Annotated in this window: 16 protein-coding genes and 1 pseudogene; 3 read left to right on the top strand and 14 right to left on the bottom strand. The window is 74.2% G+C overall.

Features of this window, described 5'->3' with window-relative positions; all coding sequences use genetic code 11:
- Positions 1-114 precede the first annotated feature (114 nt).
- Positions 115-1,935, bottom strand: a pseudogene (locus BU197_RS03430) (ABC transporter substrate-binding protein); the annotation flags it as partial.
- A gap of 328 nt (positions 1,936-2,263) precedes the next feature.
- On the opposite strand from BU197_RS03430, the gene BU197_RS03425 reads away from it, so the two are divergent.
- The gene (locus tag BU197_RS03425; protein ID WP_188266671.1) at positions 2,264-4,363 is read left to right on the top strand and encodes a TPM domain-containing protein; all 2,100 of its coding nucleotides are present in this window, start codon (positions 2,264-2,266) and stop codon (positions 4,361-4,363) included.
- Positions 4,364-4,560: 197 nt separating this feature from the next.
- Positions 4,561-5,268, top strand: a complete 708-nt coding sequence (locus BU197_RS03420; protein WP_188266670.1) for a PspA/IM30 family protein — start codon at positions 4,561-4,563, stop codon at positions 5,266-5,268.
- A 159-nt stretch (positions 5,269-5,427) separates the two neighbouring features.
- Here the strand turns inward: BU197_RS03420 and BU197_RS03415 are convergent, their stop codons facing one another.
- From BU197_RS03415 to BU197_RS03395, 5 genes are all read right to left on the bottom strand, one after another.
- Entirely contained in the window at positions 5,428-7,998 is a 2,571-nt protein-coding gene (locus BU197_RS03415; RefSeq protein WP_188266669.1) for a SpoIIE family protein phosphatase, read from the bottom strand.
- A 144-nt stretch (positions 7,999-8,142) separates the two neighbouring features.
- Positions 8,143-8,565 carry an ATP-binding protein gene (locus BU197_RS03410; protein WP_188266668.1) on the bottom strand — a complete coding sequence of 141 codons (423 nt, stop codon included), beginning with the start codon at positions 8,563-8,565 and terminating at the stop codon, positions 8,143-8,145.
- 143 nt (positions 8,566-8,708) lie between these two features.
- Complete coding sequence (locus BU197_RS03405) at positions 8,709-9,152, bottom strand: (deoxy)nucleoside triphosphate pyrophosphohydrolase (protein ID WP_188266667.1); 444 nt, start codon at positions 9,150-9,152, stop codon at positions 8,709-8,711.
- 34 nt (positions 9,153-9,186) lie between these two features.
- Entirely contained in the window at positions 9,187-9,366 is a 180-nt protein-coding gene (locus BU197_RS03400) for an SPOR domain-containing protein (protein WP_188266672.1), read from the bottom strand.
- Positions 9,367-9,639: 273 nt separating this feature from the next.
- Complete coding sequence (locus tag BU197_RS03395; RefSeq protein WP_188266666.1) at positions 9,640-10,392, bottom strand: GntR family transcriptional regulator; 753 nt, start codon at positions 10,390-10,392, stop codon at positions 9,640-9,642.
- 328 nt (positions 10,393-10,720) lie between these two features.
- Between BU197_RS03395 and BU197_RS03390 the strand changes: the two genes are divergently transcribed.
- Positions 10,721-12,052, top strand: a complete 1,332-nt coding sequence (locus tag BU197_RS03390) for a glycoside hydrolase family 18 protein (RefSeq protein ID WP_188266665.1) — start codon at positions 10,721-10,723, stop codon at positions 12,050-12,052.
- Between the two features lie 187 nt (positions 12,053-12,239).
- Here the strand turns inward: BU197_RS03390 and BU197_RS03385 are convergent, their stop codons facing one another.
- From BU197_RS03385 to BU197_RS03350, 8 genes are all read right to left on the bottom strand, one after another.
- A complete protein-coding gene (locus BU197_RS03385; protein ID WP_188266664.1) occupies positions 12,240-13,307 on the bottom strand; it encodes a DUF4190 domain-containing protein in 1,068 nt (355 codons plus the stop codon).
- Between the two features lie 351 nt (positions 13,308-13,658).
- The gene (locus BU197_RS03380) at positions 13,659-14,411 is read right to left on the bottom strand and encodes a DUF4232 domain-containing protein (RefSeq protein WP_188266663.1); all 753 of its coding nucleotides are present in this window, start codon (positions 14,409-14,411) and stop codon (positions 13,659-13,661) included.
- 140 nt (positions 14,412-14,551) lie between these two features.
- On the bottom strand, positions 14,552-17,197 hold the full coding sequence (locus BU197_RS03375; protein WP_188266662.1) for a BTAD domain-containing putative transcriptional regulator: 2,646 nt from the start codon (positions 17,195-17,197) through the stop codon (positions 14,552-14,554).
- 294 nt (positions 17,198-17,491) lie between these two features.
- Entirely contained in the window at positions 17,492-19,849 is a 2,358-nt protein-coding gene (locus BU197_RS03370) for a DEAD/DEAH box helicase (protein ID WP_188266661.1), read from the bottom strand.
- 328 nt (positions 19,850-20,177) lie between these two features.
- The gene (locus tag BU197_RS03365) at positions 20,178-20,459 is read right to left on the bottom strand and encodes a hypothetical protein (RefSeq protein ID WP_188266660.1); all 282 of its coding nucleotides are present in this window, start codon (positions 20,457-20,459) and stop codon (positions 20,178-20,180) included.
- A 257-nt stretch (positions 20,460-20,716) separates the two neighbouring features.
- On the bottom strand, positions 20,717-21,694 hold the full coding sequence (locus BU197_RS03360) for a beta-ketoacyl-ACP synthase III (protein ID WP_188266659.1): 978 nt from the start codon (positions 21,692-21,694) through the stop codon (positions 20,717-20,719).
- Positions 21,691-22,905 carry a beta-ketoacyl-[acyl-carrier-protein] synthase family protein gene (locus tag BU197_RS03355; RefSeq protein WP_188266658.1) on the bottom strand — a complete coding sequence of 405 codons (1,215 nt, stop codon included), beginning with the start codon at positions 22,903-22,905 and terminating at the stop codon, positions 21,691-21,693. The genes BU197_RS03360 and BU197_RS03355 overlap by 4 nt, the downstream gene beginning before the upstream one ends.
- On the bottom strand, positions 22,902-23,156 hold the full coding sequence (locus tag BU197_RS03350; protein WP_188266657.1) for a phosphopantetheine-binding protein: 255 nt from the start codon (positions 23,154-23,156) through the stop codon (positions 22,902-22,904). The genes BU197_RS03355 and BU197_RS03350 overlap by 4 nt, the downstream gene beginning before the upstream one ends.
- Between the last annotated feature and the right edge of the window lie 277 nt (positions 23,157-23,433).

Genomic DNA, 23,433 nt, shown 5'->3' with positions numbered 1-23,433 from the left:
GCACGGGAGGCCGGGGCGGCTCCGGCGGGCCCGCCGCCGGGTGAGGCCGGGGCGGCCTCGGCGGGCCTGCCGCCGTCATCGGGCAGGGCCCCTTCACCGAGAGGCCGGGGCGGCTCCGGCGGGCCCGCCGCCGGGTGAGGCCGGGGCGGCCTCGGCGGGCCTGCCGCCGTCATCGGGCAGGGCCCCTTCACCGAGCGCGGCGGGCTGCCGGGCGTCCGGCCGGGCGACGGCGGAACCGGAGGCAGCGTCGGAACCGGCGTCGGAACCGGAGACGGAACCGGAGGCTGCGTCGGAACCGGCGTCGGAGCCGGAGGCGGAACCGGGGGCGGAACCGGCTCCGCCGGGGGTCCGGTCGGTGCCCGGTTTGTCGTCGCCGACGATGTAGAGGCCCTCGTCGGAGGCGGTGTCGTCGTCCTTCTTCCTGCCGGTGGCGGAGCCGCCGCCCTTGTCGCCGCCCTTCTCCTTCTTCTCGGCCTCCTCCTTCGCCGCCTTCTCCGCCTCGCTGCCCGCCTTCGTCCCGGCGGGTTTCCGGTTGGCTCCGCCGGGGACCCAGCCCGCTTCGGCGAGCAGGGCGCGCGCTTCCTTGGTGTCCTGGCCGCCGAGTGCGTCGCTGCTGTCGGCGTAGGCCGCCTGGCCCGCGAGGGCGAGGTGGCTGCCGGGCGGGACGGCCGGGAGGCCGAGCGGCTTGAGGACGGATTCGGCGATCGCCTGGCGGTCGATCGCGCGGGCCACCGCCCGCCGTACCCGCTCGTCGGAGAGCGGCCCGGACTCGCCGTTCAGGGAGAGCTGGGTGTAGGCGGGCTCCAGGGACTTGCGGACGGCGTACACGGCGAGGCCGTCCTGCGCCTTCGCGTACCGGGCGACCGCCTCCCGGTTTCGCGTACGGGCCTCCTGGACCTCCGCCGCCTTCTCCTCGTCGGAGCCGTAGGCGAGGGCCCAGGACTTCAGGGCCTTGCCCGGGGTGATCCGGGCGCCGGGGCCGTGGGCGAGGGCGGCCTCCGCGCCGCCGCGTCCGGCGCGGGCGTCGCGGAGCGCGAGGGAGATCCGGTCGGCGGTGGACCGGTCGATGTCGGCCAGGTCGAGGGTGCCGGCCGCGAGGGCGTCCGTACGGTCGGCGCGGGGGACGGCCTTGAGGACGACGCGGTCGAGCTTGGCGGGCTGCCCCCACCAGCGGGGGTTGCGGACGAGGCCGACCTCGCCGCTCTCGCGGTCGATCCCCTTCAGCAGAAACGGTCCGGCGGTGGCCTTGAGCGCGGTGCGGGCCCCGTCGTTGAAGGAGTCCGGGGAGCCCATCACCTGCTTCGGGTAGAGCGGGCTGAAGAGGGCCTGCCAGTCGGCGTACGGCTTGGCGAAGGTGACCCGCACCTCCAGGTCGTTCTTGCCCCGCTCGATCTTCTCGATCCGCTCGTAGCCGGAGTTCCTCGCGGTCCAGTACGCGGTGTCCCGGCCGCTCAGCGCCCGCCACTGGGCCACGAAGTCGGGCGCCCCGATCTCGCGTCCGTCGCTCCACACGGCCTGCTGGTGGAGCTTGTAGAGGACGACCTGCTTGGGCTCGGTCTGGATGACCTGCGCGGACTCCAGGTAGTCGGGGTTGCGCTGCGGTCTGCCCCGGGCGTCGAGCGTGTAGAGGGCGGGGAGGACCGCTCCGGCGATCCGGGTGGTGGCGCCGTCGGCGTCGGCCTGGAAGGTGTTGAGGGTGGTGGGCAGCGCGTCGATCGCCCAGCGCAGGGTGCCTCCGTCGGCGACCTCGTCCCGGGCGGCGGGCGCGTTGTCCTGGGCCGCCACCGGGGACCGGTCGGCCTCGTCGGTCGAGCCGCAGCCGGCCAGGACGGTGACGGCGAGGGCGGCGCTGGTGAGGGTGGCGACGGAGCGGAGCGTGCGGGAGCGGGGGCTCCTGGAGCATGTCCTCCCGCGAGGGGCGCCGATCTGGGACATGACTTGTACCCCTTCGTCCAGATTCATTCCATTTAGGGATGATCACACCTATTACCCGCCTACTGAAGAGGACGGGGACCCTTCGGCGACGGAGACACGGCGGACTCCCCCGGCAGCCCCACTCGCGCGGCCCAATCGAGTCCGCCACCCGGACCCGCCCCCTCCTCCGCCCCCTCCTCCGCGCGGGCCTCCCGGGCAGGCCTCCCGGGCGGGCCGCCACGCCCTCCCCCACCACCCCCCACCGGCCCCCGGGGCGCCCGCCGCCCGGCCCCGCTCGGGCGGCGACCTCCAGTCGCGCGGCCCCATAGCCGGACATAGCCTCCCTTATGTGACGCGAACAGCCACCCGAGCCCTGCTCGCGGCCTTGGTGGCGGCGTGGTGGCTTCTCGTGCCCGCCGCCCTCGGTGCCCGCGCCGACGACCCCGTCACCCTGTCCCGGGAGGGCCAGATCACCGACCGGGTGAACGCCCTCGGCGACCGCCGCCCCGCCGTGGTCCAGGCCCTCGACCGGCTCTACGACACCCGGCGCGTCCAGCTCTTCGTCGTCTACGTGCGCGACTTCTCCGGCCGCACCGGTCAGGACTGGGCCGACGCCACGGCACAGCGCAACGGCCTCGGCACCGACGATCTGCTGCTCGCGGTCGCCACCCACGACCGCAGGTACGGCTACTCCGCCGACCCCGCCTCCCGCTTCACGCGGACCCAGCTCGACGAGGTCGCCCGGACCGCGATCGAGCCCGCGCTGCGGCAGAACGACTGGGCGGGCGCGGCCATCGGCGCCGCCGACGGTTACGCCGCCGTCCTCGCCGACCGGCCCGTCCCCACCCCGGCCCTCACCCCGGGCCCCGCCGACCCCGGCGCGAGCCAGGGCACCTCGGCCACCGATCTGGTGCTGCCCGTGGTGCTCGTCGGCGGCGCGGGGGCCGTGGCCGCGTACGCCTATGTCAGACGGCGCCGCCGGAGCCGTACCCGCACCACCCCCGGCGGCGGCCGGGCACCGGCACCGGAGACCGCCCCGCCCTCCCTCGACGCGCTCGACGGGGAGGCCCGCCGGACGCTCGTCGCCACCGACGACGCCGTCCGCACCAGCAAGGAGGAGCTGGGTTTCGCCTCCGCCCAGTTCGGCGAGGAGGCCGTCCGGCCCTTCACCGAGGCGGTCGCCTTCGCCGAGGCGCAGTTGGCGGCCTCCTTCCGGCTGCGCCAGAAGCTCGACGACGCGTTCCCCGAGGACGACGCCACCCGCCGGTCCATGCTGGAGGAGATCCTGCGCCGCTGCGCGGAGGCCGACGCGCGGCTTGACGCCGAGACCGAGGACTTCGACCGGCTCCGGGCCCTGGAGCGGACCGCGCCCGAGGCCCTGGCCGCCGTCGAGACCGCCTTCCGTGAGCAGACCGGCCGCATGGGCGCCGTGGAAGCGACGCTCGTCGCCATGCGGGAGCGGTACGCCGAGACCGCCGCCGCCCCGGTCGGCGGCGACGTCGAACAGGCGAAGGACCGTCTCTTCTTCGCGACCGCCCATGTCAACCAGGCCCATCAGCTGATCGACGCCGGGGACAACGGCGGGGCCGCCGTGCACATCCGGGCCGCCGAGGGCGCGGTGGACCAGGCGGCCCGGCTGATCGAGGCGGTGGACCGGCGGGCCGGAGAACTGGCCGAGGCGGCGGGCCGCCTGACCGGCGCCCTGGCCGAGACCGACGCCGATCTGGCGGAGGCGCGGGCCCTGCTGAAGGGGGCGGGCGAGGGCCCGGCCGCCGCCGACCTCCAGGGCCGGATCGCCCGCGCCGACTCGGTGCTCGCGGAGGTCCGGCGGACCGTCGACGCCGGACGGTACGACCCGATCGGGGCCCTCCGCCGGGTCGAGGAGGCCGACGCTGCGCTCGACGAGGCACTGGAGGGCGCACGGGAGCGCACCATGGGCGACCGGCGCGCCCGGGTCTTCCTCGACCAGGCGATGCTGACGGCCCGCTCGGCGATCGGGGCGGCCTCCGACTACATCACCACGCACCGGGGCGCGGTCGGCAGCGAGGCCCGGACCCGGCTCGCGGAGGCCCGGCGGCACGGGGAGCGGGCGGACGCGCTGGCCGGGGAGAACGAACCGGCCGCCGCCCTCGCCGAGGCCCAGCAGGCGGACGCCCTGGCCCGACGCGCCCAGGACCTGGCCGAACAGGACGTACGGGCCTACGGCAATCCGGGCGGTCCCGGCGGGGCGGCCGGGTCCGGCGGCAGCGGGCTCGGCGGGGCGGTGCTCGGCGGGATCATCCTGGGCGGGCTGCTCGGCGGCGGCCGGGGTCCGGGCGGCCCAGGAGGCTTCGGGAGCGGAGGCGGTGGCTTCGGCGGCGGGTTCGGAGGCGGCGGGGGCGGCGGGGGGCCAGGCAGTTTCGGCGGCAGCGGTACGCGCGGCCGGCTGGGCGGCGGGGGGCGGTTCTGATCCGTACGGGGCGGGCGGGGTCGCCGGGCCAGGGGCGGGCGGGGGTCGCCGGGCACCGGGAGGCCCCGTAACCACACCAGACCCCAAGCCCCAGACACCAGACCCCCAGCCCGAACCCCAGCCCCAGCCCCAAGCCCCCTCACCAGCCCCCGTGAACACCCCCACCCCTTCTTCCCACCCCCACAAGGAGACGTGCGATGAGCAAGCAGACCGTTCTCGGTCGGGTGACCCAGTTGGCGAAGGCGAATATTCATGCACTGCTCGACCAGGCGGAGGACCCGCGGAAAATGCTGGATCAGCTGATCCGGGACTACTCGGAGAACATCAGGGAGGCCGAGGAGGCGGTGGCCGCCACCATCGGGAACCTGCGGCTGATGGAGCTGGACCACCAGGAGGACGTGGAGGCGGCCCGGGAGTGGGGCGGCAAGGCGCTCGCGGCCAGCCGGAAGGCCGACGAGCTGCGCGGGAGCGGGCAGACGGCGGAGGCGGACCGCTTCGACAACCTGGCGAAGGTGGCGCTGGGGCGGCAGCTCCAGTCGGAGAAGGAGGCGCGGACGGCCGAGCCGACGATCGCCGCCCAGGGCGAGGTGGTGGCGAAGCTGCGGACGGGGCTCGACCAGATGCGGGCCAAGCTGGGCGAGCTTCAGACCAAGCGGGACGAGCTGGTGGCCCGCGCCCGGTCCGCCCAGGCGCAGAACACGATGATGGACGCGGTGAAGAGCGTCGACATCCTCGATCCGACCAGCGAACTGAACCGCTTCGAGGACAAGGTGCGCCGGGAGGAGGCGCGGGCCCTGGGCAAGCAGGAGCTGGCCGCCTCCTCGCTCGACGCGCAGTTCGAGCAGTTGGAGGCGCTGGGCGACAGCGCCGAGATCGAGGCACGGCTCGCCGCCCTCAAGGAGTGACCCGGGCGGCTCCCCCGGACCGCGCCTTCCCCACGGGAACCCTCGGAACCGTCCAAACCCTCAGAACCGTCCACACCGTCCGCACCATGCGAACGCCGCGAACCGCCTGAACCGTGCGAACCGTCCGAGCCGTGCTAACGCCACGAACCGCGCGAGCCGTCAGAACATGCTGAGCAGCTGTTCCACCGTCGGTTCCGCCGTGCCCTCGGCGCCCGGCAGTTCCAGCTCGAACCAGACCGTCTTGCCGCGCGGGGTGCGCCGCGAGCCCCAGGAGGAGCTGAGGAGTCCGACCAGCTGGAGGCCCCTGCCGCCCTCGTCGGTGTCCTTGGCGCGGCGGCGGCGCGGCTGGACGAGTCCGGCGTCCCACACCTCGCAGACGAGGGTGCGGTCCCGGAGCAGCCGCAGCCGGATCTCGCCCTCGCCGTAGCGCAGGGCGTTGGTGACGAGTTCGCTGACGAGGAGTTCGACGGTGTCGACGAGCCCGTCGAGTTCCCAGTCCTTGAGCTGGGCGCGGGCGAGTTCCCTGGCGCGGCCGACCGAGCGGGGTTCCCTGGGCAGCCGCCAGTCGCCGACGGCCTCGTCGGGCAGTCCCTGGATACGGGCCATGAGCAGGGCGATGTCGTCCTCGCCGTGCCCGGTGTCCAGGGTGTTGAGGACCCGGTCGCAGACGTCTTCGAGGGGGCGGTCCTGGTCGGTGAGGGCGTGTTGGAAGGCGCTCAGGCCCTCGTCGAGGGGGTGGTCGCGGGATTCGACGAGGCCGTCGGTGTAGAGGGCGAGGAGGGCGCCCTCGGGCAGTTCGACCTCGACCTCCTCGAAGGGTTCGCCGCCGACGCCGAGCGGCATCCCGGGGGGTACGTCGAGCAGGGCGGCCGGTTTGCCGGGTTCGACGAGGACCGGCGGGAGGTGCCCGGCGTTGGCGAAGGTGCAGCGGCGGGTGACCGGGTCGTAGACGGCGTAGACGCAGGTCGCGAGGTAGACCTCGGAGAGTTCGGGGCCCCGGGTCTTGTGGGCGCGGGACTGCTGGGCGCCGATGGGGGCGCCGAGTCCCCGGGCGATCTCGTCGAGGTGGGAGAGGACCTCGGCCGGTTCCAGGTCGAGCTGGGCGAGGGTGCGGACGGCGGTGCGCAGCTCGCCCATGGCGACGGCGGCGCGCAGTCCCCGGCCCATGACGTCCCCGATGACGAGGGCGGTGCGGTGGCCGGGGAGTTCGATGACGTCGAACCAGTCGCCGCCGACCTCGGTGGCTGCGGTGCCGGGGAGGTAGCGGCAGGCGATGTCGAGTCCGGCGGCCTCGGGGTCGCCGGGCGGGAGGAGGCTGCGCTGGAGGATCAGGGCGCGCTCGTGTTCGCGGCGGTAGAGGCGGGCGTTGTCGATGCAGACGGCGGCGCGGGCGGCGAGTTCGACGGCGAGGGCCCGGTCGCGTTCGCCGAAGGGCTCGCTGCCCTTGGTGCGGGAGAACTGGACGAGGCCGACGACGGTGTCGTGGGCGGCCATCGGGACGACCAGGGTGGACTGGACGAGTTCGCCTTCGGCGCCGGGGACGGTCCGGATCCGGCCGGTGCGCAGGGCTCCGGCGCACGGCGAGTTGAAGGGGTAGCGGTGGACGGCCCCGACCTCGATGGACTCGGGGCCGCAACAGGTGCTGTGCGGTCCGTGTCCCTCGCCGTTCCGCAGCGGTGCCTGGGACACGGCGCTGGCGACGGCGACCCGGCGCAGTTCGGCGCTGCCCGCTCCGTAGCCGACGTCATGGGCGCTGCCCCAGCGGCCGGGTGGTGCCTCGTCACCGGTGAGGAGTCCTTGGTAGAGGTCGACGGAGGCGAGGTCGCAGAAGCCGGGGACGGCGACGGCGAGGAGTTCGCGGGCGGTGGCCTCCAGGTCGAGGGAGTTGCCGATGCGGGCGCCCGCCTCGTTGAGCAGGGCGAGGTTGCGGCGGGCGCTGGCGGCTTCCCTGGCCGCGTTGTGGCGGCGGGTGACGTCGATGCCGAGACCGGCGACGCCGATGGGGCGGCCGGAGCCGCTGTGCACCCGGTAGAGGTTGATGGACCAGTGGCGGCGGTCCCGGGCGCCGGGGGCGGCGCCGACGATCTCGAAGTCGGTGACGGACTCGCCGGTCTCCAGGACGCCCCGGAGGGCGGCGGTCATCCGGTCGGCCTCGGCGCGCCCGAGGTAGTCGTGGACGGTACGGCCCCGGTGGTCGTCGGCGGAGCCGCCGAAGACGGTGGCGAAGCGGCGGTTGGCCCGTTTGACGGTGAGGTCGGTGCCGAAGAGGAGGAAGCCGAAGGGCGATTGGCCGAATATCGCCTGCGAGGCGGCGAGGTCGGTCTCGATGCGGCGGAGCACGCGCACGTCGACGACGATGCAGAGCGCGGCCCGCTCCCCGCTCTGGGTCTCGCTCGGCATGACGTACATCTCGGCGATGCCGTGGGGGCGGTCCTCGCCGGGGATGCGGAACGGGACGAGGCCGGTCCACTCCTTGCCGTCGAGGATCTCGCGGACTCTCCGCCGGCCGCGCTCGCGCAGGTCGGCGGGCATGAACGCCTCGACGGGGTCCTTGCCCCTGGCCTCCTCCGCGGTGACTCCGAAGAGGTCCACGGCCCGGCGGCTCCACTGCTCGACGAGGCCGTCGGGCCCGATCGAGAAGGAGGCGACCCGGATGTAGTCGTAGATGGAGCCGGGCGGGCTGCTGTGCCACACGACGCCGCCGCTCGCCGTCTCAGGTATCTCGCTCACGCGACCGTCCCCTCCAGCTCACCGCACCGGACCGGCCATGCCCGCAGTATTCAGCACCACGGGCCCGGACGGCACGACGTTCACGATCACAGGGTGGTCTCGTTCGGCTGGTGCCGATTACCGGTGATCGTCGTCCCTCCCTGTTTACTCACCAGGCAGAGCCAGCTCGAACCATACGGTTTTGCCCTTACTTCCTTTACGGGTTCCCCAGCGGCGGGCGGAGCAGGCGACGAGCCCGAGTCCGCGCCCGCCCTCGTCCTCGGGTCCGGGGGCCCGTTCGGTGGGCGGGTCCGGAAGCGGATCGGAGACCTCCACCAGGAGCGCGGGCGGGCGGGCCGGGTCGGTGCCGTCGGGGGCGGGGCGGACGAGACGGACCCCGATGGGCCCCGACGCGTACCGCAGGGAGTTGGTCACCAGCTCGCTGACCAGCAGGACGGTGACATCGCCGAGGTCCGCGTCGAGCTTCCAGGCCCGTAGGGTCTCGCGTACGGCGTGGCGGGCGGTGCGCACCGCGTTCGCCTCCGCCGGGAAGTTCCACTCGGCGCGGTCGCCGTCGGTGTCGATCACACCCGATCACTTCCCCAGCCGTCTGTCAGCAGGAAGGCCCCCGCCCTCTTCCCACGGGTCAATCAGGACATACCCGTAATTCAGGACAGGTTATCGCGCTGGAAGCAGCAGCGGGCGCACGGTGGCACGAACGGCGTAGGAAGTCAGTCCCGTGCTCCGGGACCGGGCTCCGCGGGAAGTCCGCGCGCGGCTTCCGCGACGGCGGGCCGGTCCTGGTCGAGCCAGTCGACCGAGTCCAGTTCGGCCCGGGTGAGCCAGCGCAGTTCGTCGTGGTCCTCAAGCGGGCGGGGTGCGCCGGAGAGCAGCCGGGCGGTCCAGACCCACAGGACGTAACCGGGTTTGAGCGGCCATTCGCCGGGGATGCGCTCCCCCGGCTCGACCTCGACGCCGAGTTCCTCGCGCAGTTCGCGGACGAGCGCCTCTTCGGGGGTCTCGCCCGGTTCGAGCTTGCCGCCGGGCAGTTCCCAGCGTCCGGCGAGTTCGGCGGGGGCGCTGCGGCGGGCGGCGAGCAGCCGGCCCCGGTCATGGAGGGCGCCCGCGACGACGATCACGGGGGCCGCTGCGGGTCGGGAGGTGCGTTCCGTCATGGGCGCGAGCGTAGTCCGGCGGGGGCGGGGCGCCTCAGAGGGCCGGGCTGCCTATGCGTTCGACCGAGTAGAGCTGCTTGTGGCCCCGGTCGTCGAGACTGTCCGCGATCTTCTGCGCTTCGTCCTTGGTCGCGTACCGCCCCACCCGGTAGCGGTTGCCGTTGCCGTCCTGCCGGATGACGAGCCAGGCGAGAACGGGCCCGCTGTCGGTCATCATGCTTCTCCCTCCGCCGGTCCGGGCGCCGCCTCGGGGCGCCGGGAAACCGCAATCCGCATATGCCGGAGCTTACGCCTGACCTTTACTCAGCGCATACGGATTTACACGAAGAGCCAGGGATCGGCCGGGAACCGACGGTGAACGACAGAAGACGTCACGGAACCGGCGAAAAGGCACCGCCACCGACGGCGAACCGGCACGGAACACCCGCACCACCCCCGCCCGCACCACCCCCACCCGCGCACATGCGGCGCCCGGGAGCGTCTCCCCCTACCTCACCGGCAGATGGTACGAGAGGTGGTAGCGGTCGGCGGGGACCACCACGTCGGCGGTCTCGACGGCGCGCCCGGAGGCGTAGTACGTGCGCCCCACCACCATGACCACGTGCCCCGGCACCCCGCCGAGCGTGAGGATCTCCTCGGCGAGCCCCGGGCGGGCGCCGACGTCCTCCACCACGTTGTCCACGACCACGTCGATGGCCGCCATCCGCTCGACGACGCCGCAGCCCGCGAGCGGGCCCTCCTCGGGCAGCATCACCGGGGTCCTGCCCGTGACCGCGAGGGGCTCCCAGGAGGTGGCGACCATCATGGGCTCCCCGGCGTCCCGGTACACGTACCGCGTGCACATGACCTTCTCGCCCGGCTGGATGCCGAGCCGCCCGGCCACCTCGGGCGTCGCGGACTCCTGCGCGCTTCTCGCGTCCCAGGTGCCCTGCGCCCCCTCGGCCGCCTGCTCCTGCCGGAAGGGGCTGGCCCCGGCCGCGGGGCGGTATCCAGAGCGGGCGATGGGGCGCGGCACCGGGCGCTCCTTCACATAGGTGCCCGAGCCGGAACGGCCCTCCACGAGCCCCTCGGCCATGAGCACCTTGCGGGCTTCCAGCGCGACGGTGTCCGACACCCCGTACTCCTCGCGGATGCGCGCCTGCGAGGGGAGACGGGTATGCGGTGGAAGCGAGCCGTCGGCGATCTTCTCCCGCAGATCGCTCGCCACGCGCAGATAGGCGGGCTGCTCACCGAACGTCACTGGACACTCCCCTCAGCTTGACTTACAGCTACAGCCTGACAACCGTCGGTCGCGATCCGCAAGCGTGGGCCAGAGTTTCACTCGAAGTGATGACGCGAGGAGAGGGGCCTTGATGCGGAGGACCGGTCCAGCCGGATCCCGCCGAAACCCTTGACCGTATTGGTCCAGACCAATACCTTCCTGCCCAGCACGCCACACCACTTGGCACCACTCGGCACCACCGGTGCCACCCGACACCACCGGCGTCAGCCCCGCACCGCCCGCGTCACCCCGCGTCATCCCGCACCACCTCGCACAGCTCCCTCCCGCCTCGCACAGGAACGAGCCCATGCGCAACAGAGCCCTGACCAAGCTGACCCTCGGCACCGCCGCCGCGGCCGCCCTCGGCCTCCTCGCCACGCTGGCCCCCGCCGCCGACGCCCACCAGCCCGACCGGCACACACCCTCGCTCAAGCGCGTCGGCTACTTCACCCAATGGGGCATCTACGGCCGGAACTTCCAGGTCAAGGACCTGGAGACCAGCGGCACCGCCGCCAAGCTCAGTCACATCAACTACGCCTTCGGCGTGATCGGTTCGGACGGGAAGTGCCTCATGGGCAACGCCCCCGGCTCCGACCCGTGGGCCGACTACGTGCGCCCCGTCGACGCCGCCTCCTCCGTGGACGGCAAGGGCGACAGCGCGGACCAGCGCCTCGCGGGCAACTTCAACGAGCTGCGCGAGCTGAAGGCCAAGCACCCGGGGCTCAAGGTCATGATCTCGCTGGGCGGTTGGAGCGGTTCCGCCCACTTCTCCGACGCGGTCCGCACCGACGCCGGACGCAAGAAGCTCGTCGCCTCCTGCATCGACACGTACATCAAGGGCAACCTGCCCGTCGACGGCCCGCGCGGTGGCGCCGGGGCAGCCGCGGGCCTCTTCGACGGCGTCGACCTGGACTGGGAGTGGCCGGGCTCCGACGGCGCCCCCGGGAACGTGATCCGCCCCGAGGACAAGCCCAACTTCACCAAGCTCGTACGGGAGTTCCGCACCCAGCTCGACACCTACGGGCGCTCGCTGCCGAAGCGCAAGCACTACGACCTCAGCGCGTACGTGCCCACCGCGCCCGCCAAGATCGACGCCGGTTTCGACGTCGCGAAGATCATGCGGGACTTCGACTTCGTGAACCTCCAGGGCTACGACTTCCACGTCTCCGGCGAGGCGACCACCGCCCAGCAGTCCGCCCTCTACGCCAAGAACGACTTCAGCGTCGACCAGACCGTCAAGGCCTGGCTGCGGCGCGGCGCCCCTGCCCACAAGCTCGTGGTCGGCATGCCGTTCTACGGCCAGGGCTGGACCGGCGTCACCGGCGGCGGCAACGGCCTCGGCAAGCCCGCCACCGGCCCCGCCCCCGCCACCTGGACGGCCGGCTCGGAGGACTACAAGTTCCTGAAGCGGCTCGCGGACTCCGGGACGTACAAGCTCCACCGGGGCGAGCGCGGCGGCCACGCCTGGCTCTTCGACGGCACCACTCTGTGGACGTACGACGACCCGACCGTGCTGCGCACCAAGGCGTCCTACGTACGGCAGAACGGGCTCGGCGGCGCGATGGTCTGGTCGCTCGACGGCGACACCGCCGACGGCGAGCTGATCACCGCCATCGACCGGGGTCTGACCCGGCGCTGACCCCACCGCCCCGGTGGCCGCGCGGCCACCGGGACCCCCTGAACCGCGGACCGGCGTCCCGTCGACAGCGGTGCGCCGCACGGCGGTCGGTCACGGGCCGCCCGTCCGGCGCACCGTCCCGGTCCGCGCACGAAGGGGCCGGGCCTCCCTCGGGAGACCCGGCCCCTTTTTCCGTGCTTCCGTCCGCTCAGACCGAGGTACCCGCGTCCGCCGGCGGCTCGTCCGTCAGGTCGAGCGCGGTCCTGGCCGCGGCGCCCAGGTCGTCCGGCAGCGCCTCCCAGGCGCCGTCGTACGCCTCCCAGTACCCCTCCGCGTCGGCCGCCCCCGCCAGCTTCCCGAACTCCGCCGACGCCTTGCCCAACTGCTTGCGCAGGGCCTCGACGTGCGGCTTGGCGTCATCCGGCCAGGTGTGCAGCGACAGGTCCGTCCGGGCCTTGTCGACGGCCTCGCGCACCTCGCCCGCCCAGGTGCGGTTGGCGGCGAAGTCCTCGTCCGGACCGTCCTCCGGCTCCTGGTAGACCAACGTCTCGACCACGTTGACCGTCAACAGGAAGTACCGCTGATGGGAGTCGAGCATGCTCTCGTCGGAGCGCACGGAGCCGCTGAACGGCTTCTTGTCACTGGCCAACGCGCAGACCACGTTCCGGTCGCCGGCACGCCAAGTCGGCTTGGACGGCATGTAGTAGAAGATCCAGACGTCCAGGGGGATGGCCCAGGTGTCGAGGGCGTAGTCCGCGTTGATCTTCTCGCAGCCGGTCTCCGCGCTCTTCTCGATGTCGTCCTCGCCCGGCCACGCGCCGAACTCGGTGATCCTGAAGGTGCCGGTGACCTCGCCGTCGTGCGGCTTGGCGCAGTCGACGATCGTGACGCCCGTCGAGAAGTCCTTCGACTTGTCGGGGTCGTCGAAGCACTGCCCGATGCGCAGGGACTCCGGCGACCTCGCACGGGAGACCTTGTCCACGCCCTCCTTCATGCCGTCCACGACCGCGCTGAAGTTGCCGCTGACGAAGCCGAGGACCACCAGCAGACAGCTGACGACGGAGAGGGCCATGCCGGCGATCGCGAGCCCCTTGCCCGCCTGCCCGCGCTTCCTGATCTGCGGAAGCGCCACCAGACCCAGGATCAGGCCGAGCGGCGGCAGACAGCAGACGATGCCGGAGACCAGGGAGCCGATGGCGAGCCCGTTGGTGGTCCGGCGCGGCTGCCCGTAGGGGCCGGGCGGGGCGCCGTAGGGACCGGCCGGCCCGTACGGCATCCCCGGCGAGGTGTACGGGCCGGGTGTGGCCCATCCGTTCCCCTGAAGCGGCTCGGGGGACGGCTGGGACGGTGGGGTCGGCTGGGTCGGCTCCACGGGTACGGGGCTCCTGGGTCGGGGCGTGCGTCACGAACAAACGATCGGTCGCGCATCGTACGTGGAGAGGTGGAGGGACCGGACGGGCGGGGCGGGACTGGCGGGGTGCGGCCGGGCGCCCGGGGGGCGCACGCGCGTCCGCCCCGCCGGGACACGGGGTCCTGGCGGGGCGGACGGGGCGGGTGAGGCGGACAGGGCGGGTGAGGCAGGCGTGGTCGGGCCTGCCTCACCGTGGGGGGACGGATCGGCGACGGCTCAGAACTCGTCGGCGCCGTTGCGCAGTTCATCGGTCCAGTAGCCCGTCTTCGCGGCGGCCTCGTCGACGGCCAGACCGCCGGCCGGGGCCTTCACCACGATGCTGCCCTCGGCCGGACCGTCGGCGGCGAAGAGGTTCACGTCGAACTCCTTCACCACCTTGTTGTCCTCGTGGACCCCGCCGAGCGCGATCCGCACGTTGGCGTACGCGGGCGCGCCGGGCTTCAGGACGACCGGGGCGCCCGGCTTGCTCTTGGCGACGGCGGGGACGTCCTTGGCGGTCTGGATCGGGCCGAAGGCGAGCAGCGGGTACTTCAGGAGGGTGCAGGAGCGGCCCGAGACATTGGTGGCGGTGAGCACGATGTGCTCGGTCGGGACCTCGTCGGCCTTCTCCGCCGTGACCTTGATGTCGCCGTAGGCGCAGGCGGGCGCTCCGCCGTCGGCGGTGCCGCCGGTCGTGGACCCTCCGGTGGAGCCCTTCGAGCCGCTGCCGCCGGAGGTGGATCCCGTACCACCGGAACCACCCGAACCGCCGGTGGAGCCCGAACCGCCCTTGCCCGCCGTCTGGTCCGCCGCGTCCGCCGTGTCCGTGCCACCGCCGGACGGGGCGGAGGCGTCGGCGGAGGCCGGTGCGGAGGCGCTGCCCGCGTCCTTGGCGCCGGTCGCGTCGTCGCCGCCGCAGGCGGTGAGGCCGAGCGACAGGGCGGCGAGCGCGGCGGCGGCCAGGACGGCGGTCTTGTGGTGGTGACGCATGGTGGTTCTCCCCCGGGAAACGCGGTGTCGGCGGCGCGGTGGCGCCGTCGCGGTGGGGCTGTCACGGCGTCGACGCCGTGTACGGCTTGTCTTTCCGTATCCAGCTTCCGGGCCCGCGCTTCCGTCCCGCTTGCGTACCGCTAACGATCCGCTGCCAGGCGCGACAGACGGGCGGCGGCCCGCGCCGACCCCTCGGGGAACCCGGCCGCCTCGGAGGCCGCGATCGCACGTTCCAGCTGGTCAGCGGCCTCTTCAAGGCGCCCGGAGCCCGCCAGGGCCTCCCCTCTGACAATCTGCAACTGGGCCTGGACGACCACCGAGTCCGGCGGTACGAGTTCCCCGGCGCGAAGGGTGTGCGCGAGCGCCCCCTCGTAGTCGCCCGCCTTCAGGCAGTACCCCGCCAGATGCTGGAGGGCCAGGACCTGGGTGGGCGGATGGCCCGTGCGGTCGGCGAGCGAGAGGGCGTGCAGCAGGAGGAGTCCGGCCCGCTCGTGCTCCCCCGTCGCGTCCAGGACGGCCGCGTAGTTGACGTGCGCGATGGCCTCGCCGATCGGGTCGCCGACCCGGGCGGCGACCTGCGTCGCCTTCTCCAGGTGGACGAGCGCCTCCGCGTTCCGGCCCTCCGCGTGCAGGATCCAGCCGAGCAGCGCCCGTACGCGGGACTGCGCGTCCAGATCGCCCAGGTGCTCGGCGGAGGCCAGACCCGCGTCGAGGAGCGGCGTCCAGCCGTCCCCGATCCGCATCAGCATCAGCGGCCACGCCACCACGGCGAGCCGCCAGGCCCGGTCGTGCAGTCCGAGCGAGGCGGCGGCGGTCACCGCGCCCTCCAGGGCGGCGCGCTCCGCCGCGTACCAGTCGAGGGCCGCCGTACGGTCCTCGAACTCGGGTGCGGCGGCGGGCCGTCGGGCATCGGCGGGCAGCGAGTAGCAGGGCTGGGAGCCCGGCTCGGCGGCGGCGTCCGCCGCGAGGCCCGTGTACAGGTAGTGGTCGAGGAGCCGGTGCAGGCCCTCCGGGTCGGCCTGCCGGGCGAGATGGCGGGCATACAGGCGCACCAGGTCGTGCGGCATCCAGCGGCCGGGCACCGACTCGGTGAGGAGGTGGGCGGCGGCGAGCCGGTCCAGATCGGCGGACGTCTGCGCGGCCGAGGTCCCGGCGAGGGCGCTCGCCGCGAACCGGTCCAGATCGGAGCCGGTGTGCAGCCCGATCGCCCGGAACAGCCGGGCGGCGGAGTCCGGCAGCTGCTGGAGGGTGAGGTGGAGGGCCGCCGAGACGCCCCGGTCCTCGATGTCGAGGAGCGACAGCCTGCTCTGCTCGTCGGCGAGTTCGCCGACCATGGCGTCGAGCGTCCACCGGGGGCGCTCGGCGAGCCGCGCCGCCGTCACCCGCAGCGCGAGCGGCAGCCCGTCGCAGAGCCCGGCGAGCCGCGCGGCGGCGGCGGGCTCGGCGGCGACCCGCTCCCCGCCGAGGACGGTGGTGAGCAGGGCGGCGGAGTCGGCCGGGGGCAGCAGGCCGAGGGGGACCGGCCGGGCCGCGTCGGAGGCGACGAGCCCGCCGAGCCGGTCGCGGCTCGTGACCAGCGTCGCGCACTGGTCGCCGCCCGGCAGCAGCGGTCTAACCTGCTCGGAGGAGTGCGCGTTGTCGAGCAGGACGAGCAGTCTGCGGCCCGAGGTCAGGGACCTGAAGAGGGCTCCGCGTGCCTCGACGGCCTCGGGGATGCGCTGCGGCGGGACGCCGAGGGCGAGCAGGAATTCGCGCAGGACGGCGGCGGTCTCGGGCGCCGGGGTGTGGCTGAAGCCGCGCAGATCGGCGAAGAGCCGCCCGTCGGGGTAGTCGGAGCGGCGCTCGTACGCCCAGTGGACGGCGAACGCCGTCTTGCCGACCCCGGCGGGCCCGGTGACGAGACAGACGGGTCCCTCCCCGCCGCGTGCGACCCGGTCGAGTGCGGCCAGTTCGGCGCCGCGTCCGGTGAAGCCGCGCGGCGCCCGGGGCAGACCCTCCGGCGCGGGGGCCGTGGCGGGGGCGGCGGGGCGGGGGGCGGTGACCGGCGCGGCGGAGCGCAGCAGCGTCGCGTACGCCTCGCCCAGGGTCTCGCCGGGGTCGACGCCCAGCTCCTCGGCGAGCAGCCGCCGGGTGCGGTGGTACCAGTCGATGGCGTCGGACTGGCGTCCCGAGCGGGCCAGGGCCAGCATCAGGGCGGCGGCGAGGGATTCGCGCAGCGGGTGCGCGACGGCCTCGGTCCGCAGGACGGCGGCGGCCCTGGCGTGCTCGCCGAGTTTCCCGTACGCGTCCGCGAGCGCCTCCACCGAGGCGAGCCGCAGCTCTTCGAGGCCGGCGGCGGCGGCTTCGAGGGGTCTGCTGTGCACGGTCCCGGTGAGCGCGGGGCCCTGCCAGTAGGACAGCGCCTCGCGGAGCATCCGTACGGCGTCGGCGGGTCTGCGCTGTACCCCGGCGAGCCCGACGATCTCCTCGAACCGGTGAGCGTCGACGAGCGATTCGGGCATTCGTAGCACATAGGCCGAACCCTGCGTGGCCAGTTCGACCCCGTACGCCCCCGCGCCGTGCTCGGCGAGGAGCGCCCGCAGCCGCGAGACATGCCCCTGGAGCACGGTCTTGGCGTGGGTGGGCGGCTCTTCCTCCCACAGTGCGTCGATCAACTGCTGTACGTTGACAGCACTGTTGGGCCGCAGCAGCAGCATCACGAGGAGACTGGACCGCTTGGCGGGCCCCAAGGCTATGTCCCCGTCCTCCGTCACCATCGCGACGGAGCCGAGCAGCCGGAACTCCACCAGTACACCTCCGCTTTCTCTCCCCCATCCCCCGGCTGACGAGGATACGTGGAGCCCGGACGCCTCCCGCGCCCCGGTGGCCCTCGTTCCGCACCCGGCGGCCGAATCCCGCCGGAAACGGGCGAAGGGGCCGGGTCGAACGGGCTTGCGGTCACGCTTCGGTGAGCCTTGCGGGGCTCCGCCGGGGTGCCCGCCGGGTGAGACGGGGGATGCTCCGGCGGGGTTGCCTCTTCCGTCAGGTCACCCGGTTCGCCCGGTTCGTCCGGCTCACCTGGCTCGTCCGGGTCGCCTGGGTCAGCCTGAAGGGACCTCGTCCGGCTCGTGGGCGGCTGCGGGCCCGGTCGCCGGGTCCTCGGCGCGGTCGTCGCCGGGTTCGACCTCGGGCCCGGCCTCGGGGTCAGTCGCGGCTGCGGGCCCGGTCGCGGAGTCCTCCCCGTGGCCGCCGGGGTCCGGGGTGGCGAGGCGGGACTGTTCCTCCTCGACGATCCGGCGGGCCAGGTCGGCGTCGGAGACGTCGACCGCGTCCGGGGTGGCCTCGGCGACGGCGGAGCGGCGGGCGTAGGCGTCGAAGAGGCCGGTCTTCCGCTCCAGGGTCCGCACCAGGCGTTCGTCGACTCCCCCGGTGGCGAGCAGCCGGTGCACCCGGACCGGCCGGACCTGGCCCATGCGGTGGGCGCGGGCCACCGCCTGGTGTTCGAGGGTCGGCTTGATCTGGGGCTCGCAGAGGATGACGACGGAGGCCGCCTGGAGGTTGAGGCCGATACCGGCGGCCTGGATCTGGGCCAGGAGGACGGCCGGACCGGGGGCGGCGGTGAACTCGTCGACGAGCTGCTGTCTGCGGGTGGCGGGGACGGCGCCGGAGAGCGGGCCGAAGACCCGGGTGCCGCCCCCGGGCCCGCCGGTGCGGGCGGCGCCGCTCCCGGGCCCTCCGTTCCCCCCGTTCCCTTCGGTGAGGGTCTCCTCCACCGCGTCGAGTACGTCCTTGAAGAAGGAGAAGACGACCGTCTTCTGCCCGTTCTCGCCCGCCTCCCGGACGAGTTCGCGGAGGCGGCCCAGTTTGGCCGAGGTCGCGGGGCGGGCGTACGCGGCCCGGCGCATCGCCATGAAGTTGCCCGCGCGGACGGCCTCGCGGTAGGCCTCCTGGTCCGGGCCGCTGGGCTCGTCCCATTCGTCGGTCCGCTGGAGGCTGGGGAGTTCGGTGAGGACGTCGGCCTGGTTGCGCCGCAGATAGACGGGGGCGACGGCCTTGCGGAAGGCGACCGAGTCGGCCAGGGTGCCCCGCCCGGTCAGGGAGTCCGCGACCGCCGGATCGAGCATCGCGACCAGATTGCGGAACTCCGCGACCCGGTTCTCCATCGGCGTCCCCGTCATGAAGAGGACCCGGGGGCACCGCTCGGCCCACAGGGCGACCGTCTGGGACCGCTTGGCCTGCGGGTTCTTCACGGAGTGCGCCTCGTCGACGACGAGCAGCCCGATCTCGCCGCCGCCCGGCTCGGGGAAGCCCCGCAGTCCCTCGAAGGTGGTGACGCCGACGCCGCCCCGGCCCTTCCAGTCGGCGAAGGCCTCGTGGCGGCCCGGCCCGTGGAGCACGGTGACGGGCAGGGTGCTGCGGGACTCGATCTCCCGGGTCCAGTTCACGAGGACGCTCGCCGGGCAGACGACCATGAAGTGGCTCTGCCCCTCGGCGGCGAGGTGCGCGAGGACGGCGATGGCCTGGACGGTCTTCCCCAGGCCCATCTCGTCGCCGAGGATCACCTTGCGCCGGGCGAGGACGAAGCGGGCGCCGAAGGACTGGTAGCCGCGCAGGGAGACGCGCCGACGGGTGTCGTCGAGCTGCTGGACGCGGACCCGCTCGGCGACCTCGTCCGGCAGGAAGCCCTCGGCCGCCGCCGGGTCGGGCAGCCGCTGGGAGGCCTCCGCGAGCAGCCCGTAGTACTCGGCGGAGCGCAGCTCGAAGTCGACCCAGGCGGCCGATTCGGACGGGGGCGCGCGCAGCAGGTCCACGGACGCCTGGGCGATCAGTCCGGGCAGCCCGGTCTGTTCGGCCTCGTCCGCGAGGGCGCGCAGGGAGGCGACCGCCGCCAGGGCGCGGGCCCGCTTCTCCTGACCGGTGACGAGCATCCGGAACCGTCCGGCGGCGGGGGCGGCGGCGGCGAGGAGGGGGCCGAGCCGCCGGTCGAGGGCGGTGGCCCGGTCCACCGCGCGCCGGGCCTCGGGACCGGCCTCCACCAGGACGTGCAGGGCGGCGAGGAGCGCGGTGGTGGCGGGCTCCGGCCGGTCCACGTCGACATGGACGGCCACCGTCTCGCGTACGGCCTCGGCTATCCGGTGCGCGGCGGCGAGCAGTTGATCGGCCGTGCGCTGGCCGATGCCGGGGATCTGGCGCAGCCGGTAGGGCGGTGCGTCGAGCACCGCCCCGACCGTGTCGAAGCCGCCGTTCTCGACGTCCCCGAGACGCAGGCGGCCCTCGGTGACGTCCTGGAGGCGGGCCACGGGGATGGCGGCGAGTTCCCTGCGGACGGCGGCGTCGTGGAGCGGGGCGAGCGCGGCACGTACGGCCTCGAAGGCCCGCGCGTGGTCGTCGACGAGCGCCCGCGCGACCTCGTGGAGCCTCGCCCCCCGGGCGACGGTCTCCCGCTCCTCACGCCCCATGCCCCGCCCCTCTCACCGCCGTCCGGACATCCTGTCACCCCCCTCCGACAGGCGTCGCGGGGAGGCACGGGGGAAGCCGCCGGGTCCCGTGCCGCAGATGGGCGCTGGCGAGGGCGGGGAGGATCGCCAGGACGGCGAGGACGGCCATCAACGGCGCCCAGGGCCAGGGGAGGCGCGGACCCGGCTGGAGAGAGCCGTGCGGGGCACGTGACCGGAAGGGCCTGCGGGGCACGTGACCGGGAAGGGCCTGCGGGCACGCTGCCGGGGAGAGCCGCGCCGGTGCGTGCCAGGGAAGGGCCGTGGAGGTACGCGCCCCCCGGGGTCCGCTTCAGGCGTGGGCCGGGTGGTGGAAGCGGGGCTGGGCGCGGTGGCAGGAGGTGTCCGCGCAGCGGTTGCCCGGCCGGGAGTGGCACGTGGGCTCGGGGAGGGTGTCCTCGGTGGCCCAGAGCGTGGCCATCGGAAGCCAGCGGAAGACGGTCTGGGAGGCTCCGGTGCCGGAGTCCAGGGAGAACCGGTACCGCGCGTAGCGGTCCGCGGAGGCCTGGTCGGACGCGGGGGCCTGGTCGGACGCGTCGGACGGGACGGGGAGCCGGGCGGGCGGGGTCGTCATGGTCGGGCTGCCTTTCGTCGGTGCCCCCGTGCCCCCGCCGGGGTGGGCGGGGGCACGGAGGACGGGAGGGGCCAGCGGTGGACCGGGCGGGGTGGGACGGGCGGTGCGGGTGGTGCGGGCGGTACGGGCGGTACGGGCGGTACGAGGGAGTACAGGCGGTACGGGAGGTGCAGGCAGTACGAGGGAGTACAGGCGGTACGGGAGGTGCAGGCGGTACGAGGTGCAGGGGGCACGAGGGGGCGCGGGGGCAGGGGCGTTCAGCGGTGGACCGGGCGGACGTCCGGCCAGATCAGCGCCGCCGAGCCCCAGGTCAGTCCGCCGCCGAAGGCGGTGAGGACCACCCGGTCGCCGGGGCTGAGCCGTCCCTGCTCGGCGGCCCAGGCGAGTGCCAGCGGGATGGACGCGCCGGCCGTGTTGCCGACGTCCTCGATGTTGGTGATCACGCGCTCGGGCGGCAGACCGAGCCGGCCGGCGACCGATTCCAGGATGCGCAGGTTGGCCTGGTGGCCCACGAACGCGTCGATCCCGTCGGCCCCCCAGCCGACCGCCTCCGCGACCCGGCGGGCGGACGCGACCATCGTCGGGACGGCCCGGGTGTAGACCTCGCGGCCTTCCATCCGCAGATACCGCTCGCCGGGCGGCACCGTGATCAGGTCCCGGCCGGAGCCGTCGCTGCCCAGCTCGGTGTGGAGGACGGCGCCCCGGCCGTCCGCCTCCCGGCCGCGTTCGAGCAGCACCGCGCCCGCGCCGTCCCCGAAGATGACGGCGGTGCCCCGGTCCTCCGGGTCGATGATCGCCGAGTAGCGTTCCGCGCCGATGACGAGGACGCTCTCGAAGGTGCCCGCGCCGATCATGGCGGCGGCGACGGACAGCCCGTAGACGAAGCCCGAGCAGACCGCCGACAGGTCGAAGGCGGCGGCTCCGGTCAGCCCCATGGCCGAGGCCACTTCCGGGGCGGTCGCGGGGCAGGCCCGGTCCGGGGTGGTGGTGGCCACCAGGACGAGGTCGCAGGAGGTGCGGCCGGCCGATTCCAGGGCCGCCGAACCGGCCGCCGCCGCGAGGTCGGCGGTGCTCGTGCCGGAGTCCGCGATACGGCGGCGGGCGATTCCCGTACGGCTGTGGATCCACTCGTGGGAGGTGTCGAGCCGCTGCGCCAGGTCGTCGTTGGTGACCGTCTTCTCGGGCAGACAGGCGCCGAGGCCCGTCACCACTGCGGGGATGCGGTCCTTGTTCACGGGCCCATCACCAGCACGCAGTTGGAGCCTCCGAAGCCGAAGGAGTGGCTGACCGCGACCTCGGGGTTCTCGTGCCGTTCCTTCTCCACCACCAGGTCGAGACCGGTGAGTCCGGGATCGACGGCCGGGGTGTGCGCGGTCGGCGGCACGATGCCCGTGGTCAGGGTCCGCAGGGTGAGCACCGCTTCGATGGCCCCCGCCGCCCCCAGGCTGTGCCCGAGCAGTCCCTTGTTGGCCGTGACGCTCGGCCGGTGCGGGAAGAGCCGGTTGATCAGCTTCCCCTCGCTGGCGTCGTTGTACGGGGTCGAGGTGCCGTGCGCGTTCACGTGGTCCACGTCCGAGGGTTCGAGTCCGGCGTCCGCGAGCGCGGCCCGAACCGCCGCCTCGGCACCGACGGCGTCGGGGTGCGGGGCGACCGGGTGGTGGGCGTCGGTGGTGAAGCCGTACCCGAGGATCCGGCCGCGCGAGGGCGCGCCGCGCTCCCGCGCCGCGTCCTCGCGCTCCAGTACGAGGGCGGCCGCGCCCTCGGAGAGCACGAAGCCCGAACGGTCCGCCGCGAACGGCCGCGAGGCGTCGTCCGCCGCGTTCTCGGTGAGCGCGCCCATCGCGGCGAAGCCCGCCGCGACCACGGGCACCACACCGGCGTCCGTACCGACGGCGATCACGATGTCGCAGGCGCCGCCGCGGATCAGGTCGCGGCCCACTCCGATGGCCACCGCGCCGGAGGCGCAGGCGGCGACGACGGTGTGGCCGGGCCCGGTGACGTGGTGCCGGATCGCGATCATCCCGGCGGCCATGTTGATGAGCGAACGGGGGTGCAGATACGGCGATACGGCGTCGGGCCCGCGTTCGGCGAGGCGGCTGTGGGCCGTGCTCATGGTGGCCGCGCCGCCGAGCCCGCAGCCGACGACGATGCCGACCCGGCCGCCGTCCCAGGCGGTGGAGTCCAGACCGGCGTCGGCGATGGCCTGGTCGGCCACGACGAGCGCGTACCGGATGAAGGGGTCGAGGTTCGCGGTGCCGCGGCCGGCGAGCAGTTCGGCGCCGAACGGCGCCACGGTGCGTGCCTGGCGGTCCCCGGCGACCCCCGCCAGGGGGGCGAGCCCCGCGCGGGATTCCCCGCGCAGGACCGCCTCCCAGGTCGAGTCGGTGTCGGTGCCGACCGGCGTGATCATGCCGGTGCCGGTCACGACGATGGCCGGTGCGCTCATGCGGACTTCTCGCCGTCCAGCGCTGTGGTCACGAGCCGGGTCAGCGCGGGGAGGGTCAGCTCGCCGAGGCTGGTCTCCTCGCTGCCGAGGTCGGCGCCCGTCTCCTCCTTGATGCGGATGACCAGCTCGGCGATGGCGAGCGAGTCGAGGTCGAGGGCGGCGAGGGTGGACTCGTCGGTCAGGCTGTCGGCGTCGGCCTCCAGGTCCTCGACGACGATCCGGGTCAGGGTGGCGTGCAGGGACGCGGTCATGGTGTTCCTCCGTCGGGCGCGGGGTGGGTGAGGGGTGGTGCGTGGTGCGTGGGGGGGGGGGGGGGGGGGGGGGGGGGGGGGGGGGGGGGGGGGGGGGGGGGGGGGGGGGGGGGGGGGGGGGGGGGGGGGGGGGGGGGGGGGGGGGGGGGGGGGGCCCCTCCCCCGGCGGAGTTCGACGATGGAAATTTCCACCCCTACCCCCACCCCCACCTCCACTCCCCCGCCCCGTCCCCGCCCCGCTCCCCCGAGTCATCCCCCGAGTTCGTCCAGGGCCGTG

Origin of the sequence: Streptomyces sp. CBMA291 (genome assembly GCF_014596525.1) — a bacterium.
Lineage (GTDB): Bacteria > Actinomycetota > Actinomycetes > Streptomycetales > Streptomycetaceae > Streptomyces.
Note: the sequence above shows the minus strand (reverse complement) of the source record. Positions and strands in the feature narration are given on the sequence as shown.

What these genes read in the sequence shown, in the direction of transcription:
- BU197_RS03355 (WP_188266658.1), bottom strand. Translation starts at nt 22,905, where the DNA reads ATGAGCGCACCGGCCATCGTCGTGACCGGCACCGGCATGATCACGCCG.
- BU197_RS03405 (WP_188266667.1), bottom strand. Translation starts at nt 9,152, where the DNA reads ATGACGGAACGCACCTCCCGACCCGCAGCGGCCCCCGTGATCGTCGTC.
- BU197_RS03380 (WP_188266663.1), bottom strand. Translation starts at nt 14,411, where the DNA reads ATGCGTCACCACCACAAGACCGCCGTCCTGGCCGCCGCCGCGCTCGCC.
- BU197_RS03370 (WP_188266661.1), bottom strand. Translation starts at nt 19,849, where the DNA reads ATGGGGCGTGAGGAGCGGGAGACCGTCGCCCGGGGGGCGAGGCTCCAC.
- BU197_RS03350 (WP_188266657.1), bottom strand. Translation starts at nt 23,156, where the DNA reads ATGACCGCGTCCCTGCACGCCACCCTGACCCGGATCGTCGTCGAGGAC.
- BU197_RS03390 (WP_188266665.1), top strand. Translation starts at nt 10,721, where the DNA reads ATGCGCAACAGAGCCCTGACCAAGCTGACCCTCGGCACCGCCGCCGCG.
- BU197_RS03385 (WP_188266664.1), bottom strand. Translation starts at nt 13,307, where the DNA reads ATGCCGTACGGGCCGGCCGGTCCCTACGGCGCCCCGCCCGGCCCCTAC.
- BU197_RS03400 (WP_188266672.1), bottom strand. Translation starts at nt 9,366, where the DNA reads ATGACCGACAGCGGGCCCGTTCTCGCCTGGCTCGTCATCCGGCAGGAC.
- BU197_RS03365 (WP_188266660.1), bottom strand. Translation starts at nt 20,459, where the DNA reads ATGACGACCCCGCCCGCCCGGCTCCCCGTCCCGTCCGACGCGTCCGAC.
- BU197_RS03420 (WP_188266670.1), top strand. Translation starts at nt 4,561, where the DNA reads ATGAGCAAGCAGACCGTTCTCGGTCGGGTGACCCAGTTGGCGAAGGCG.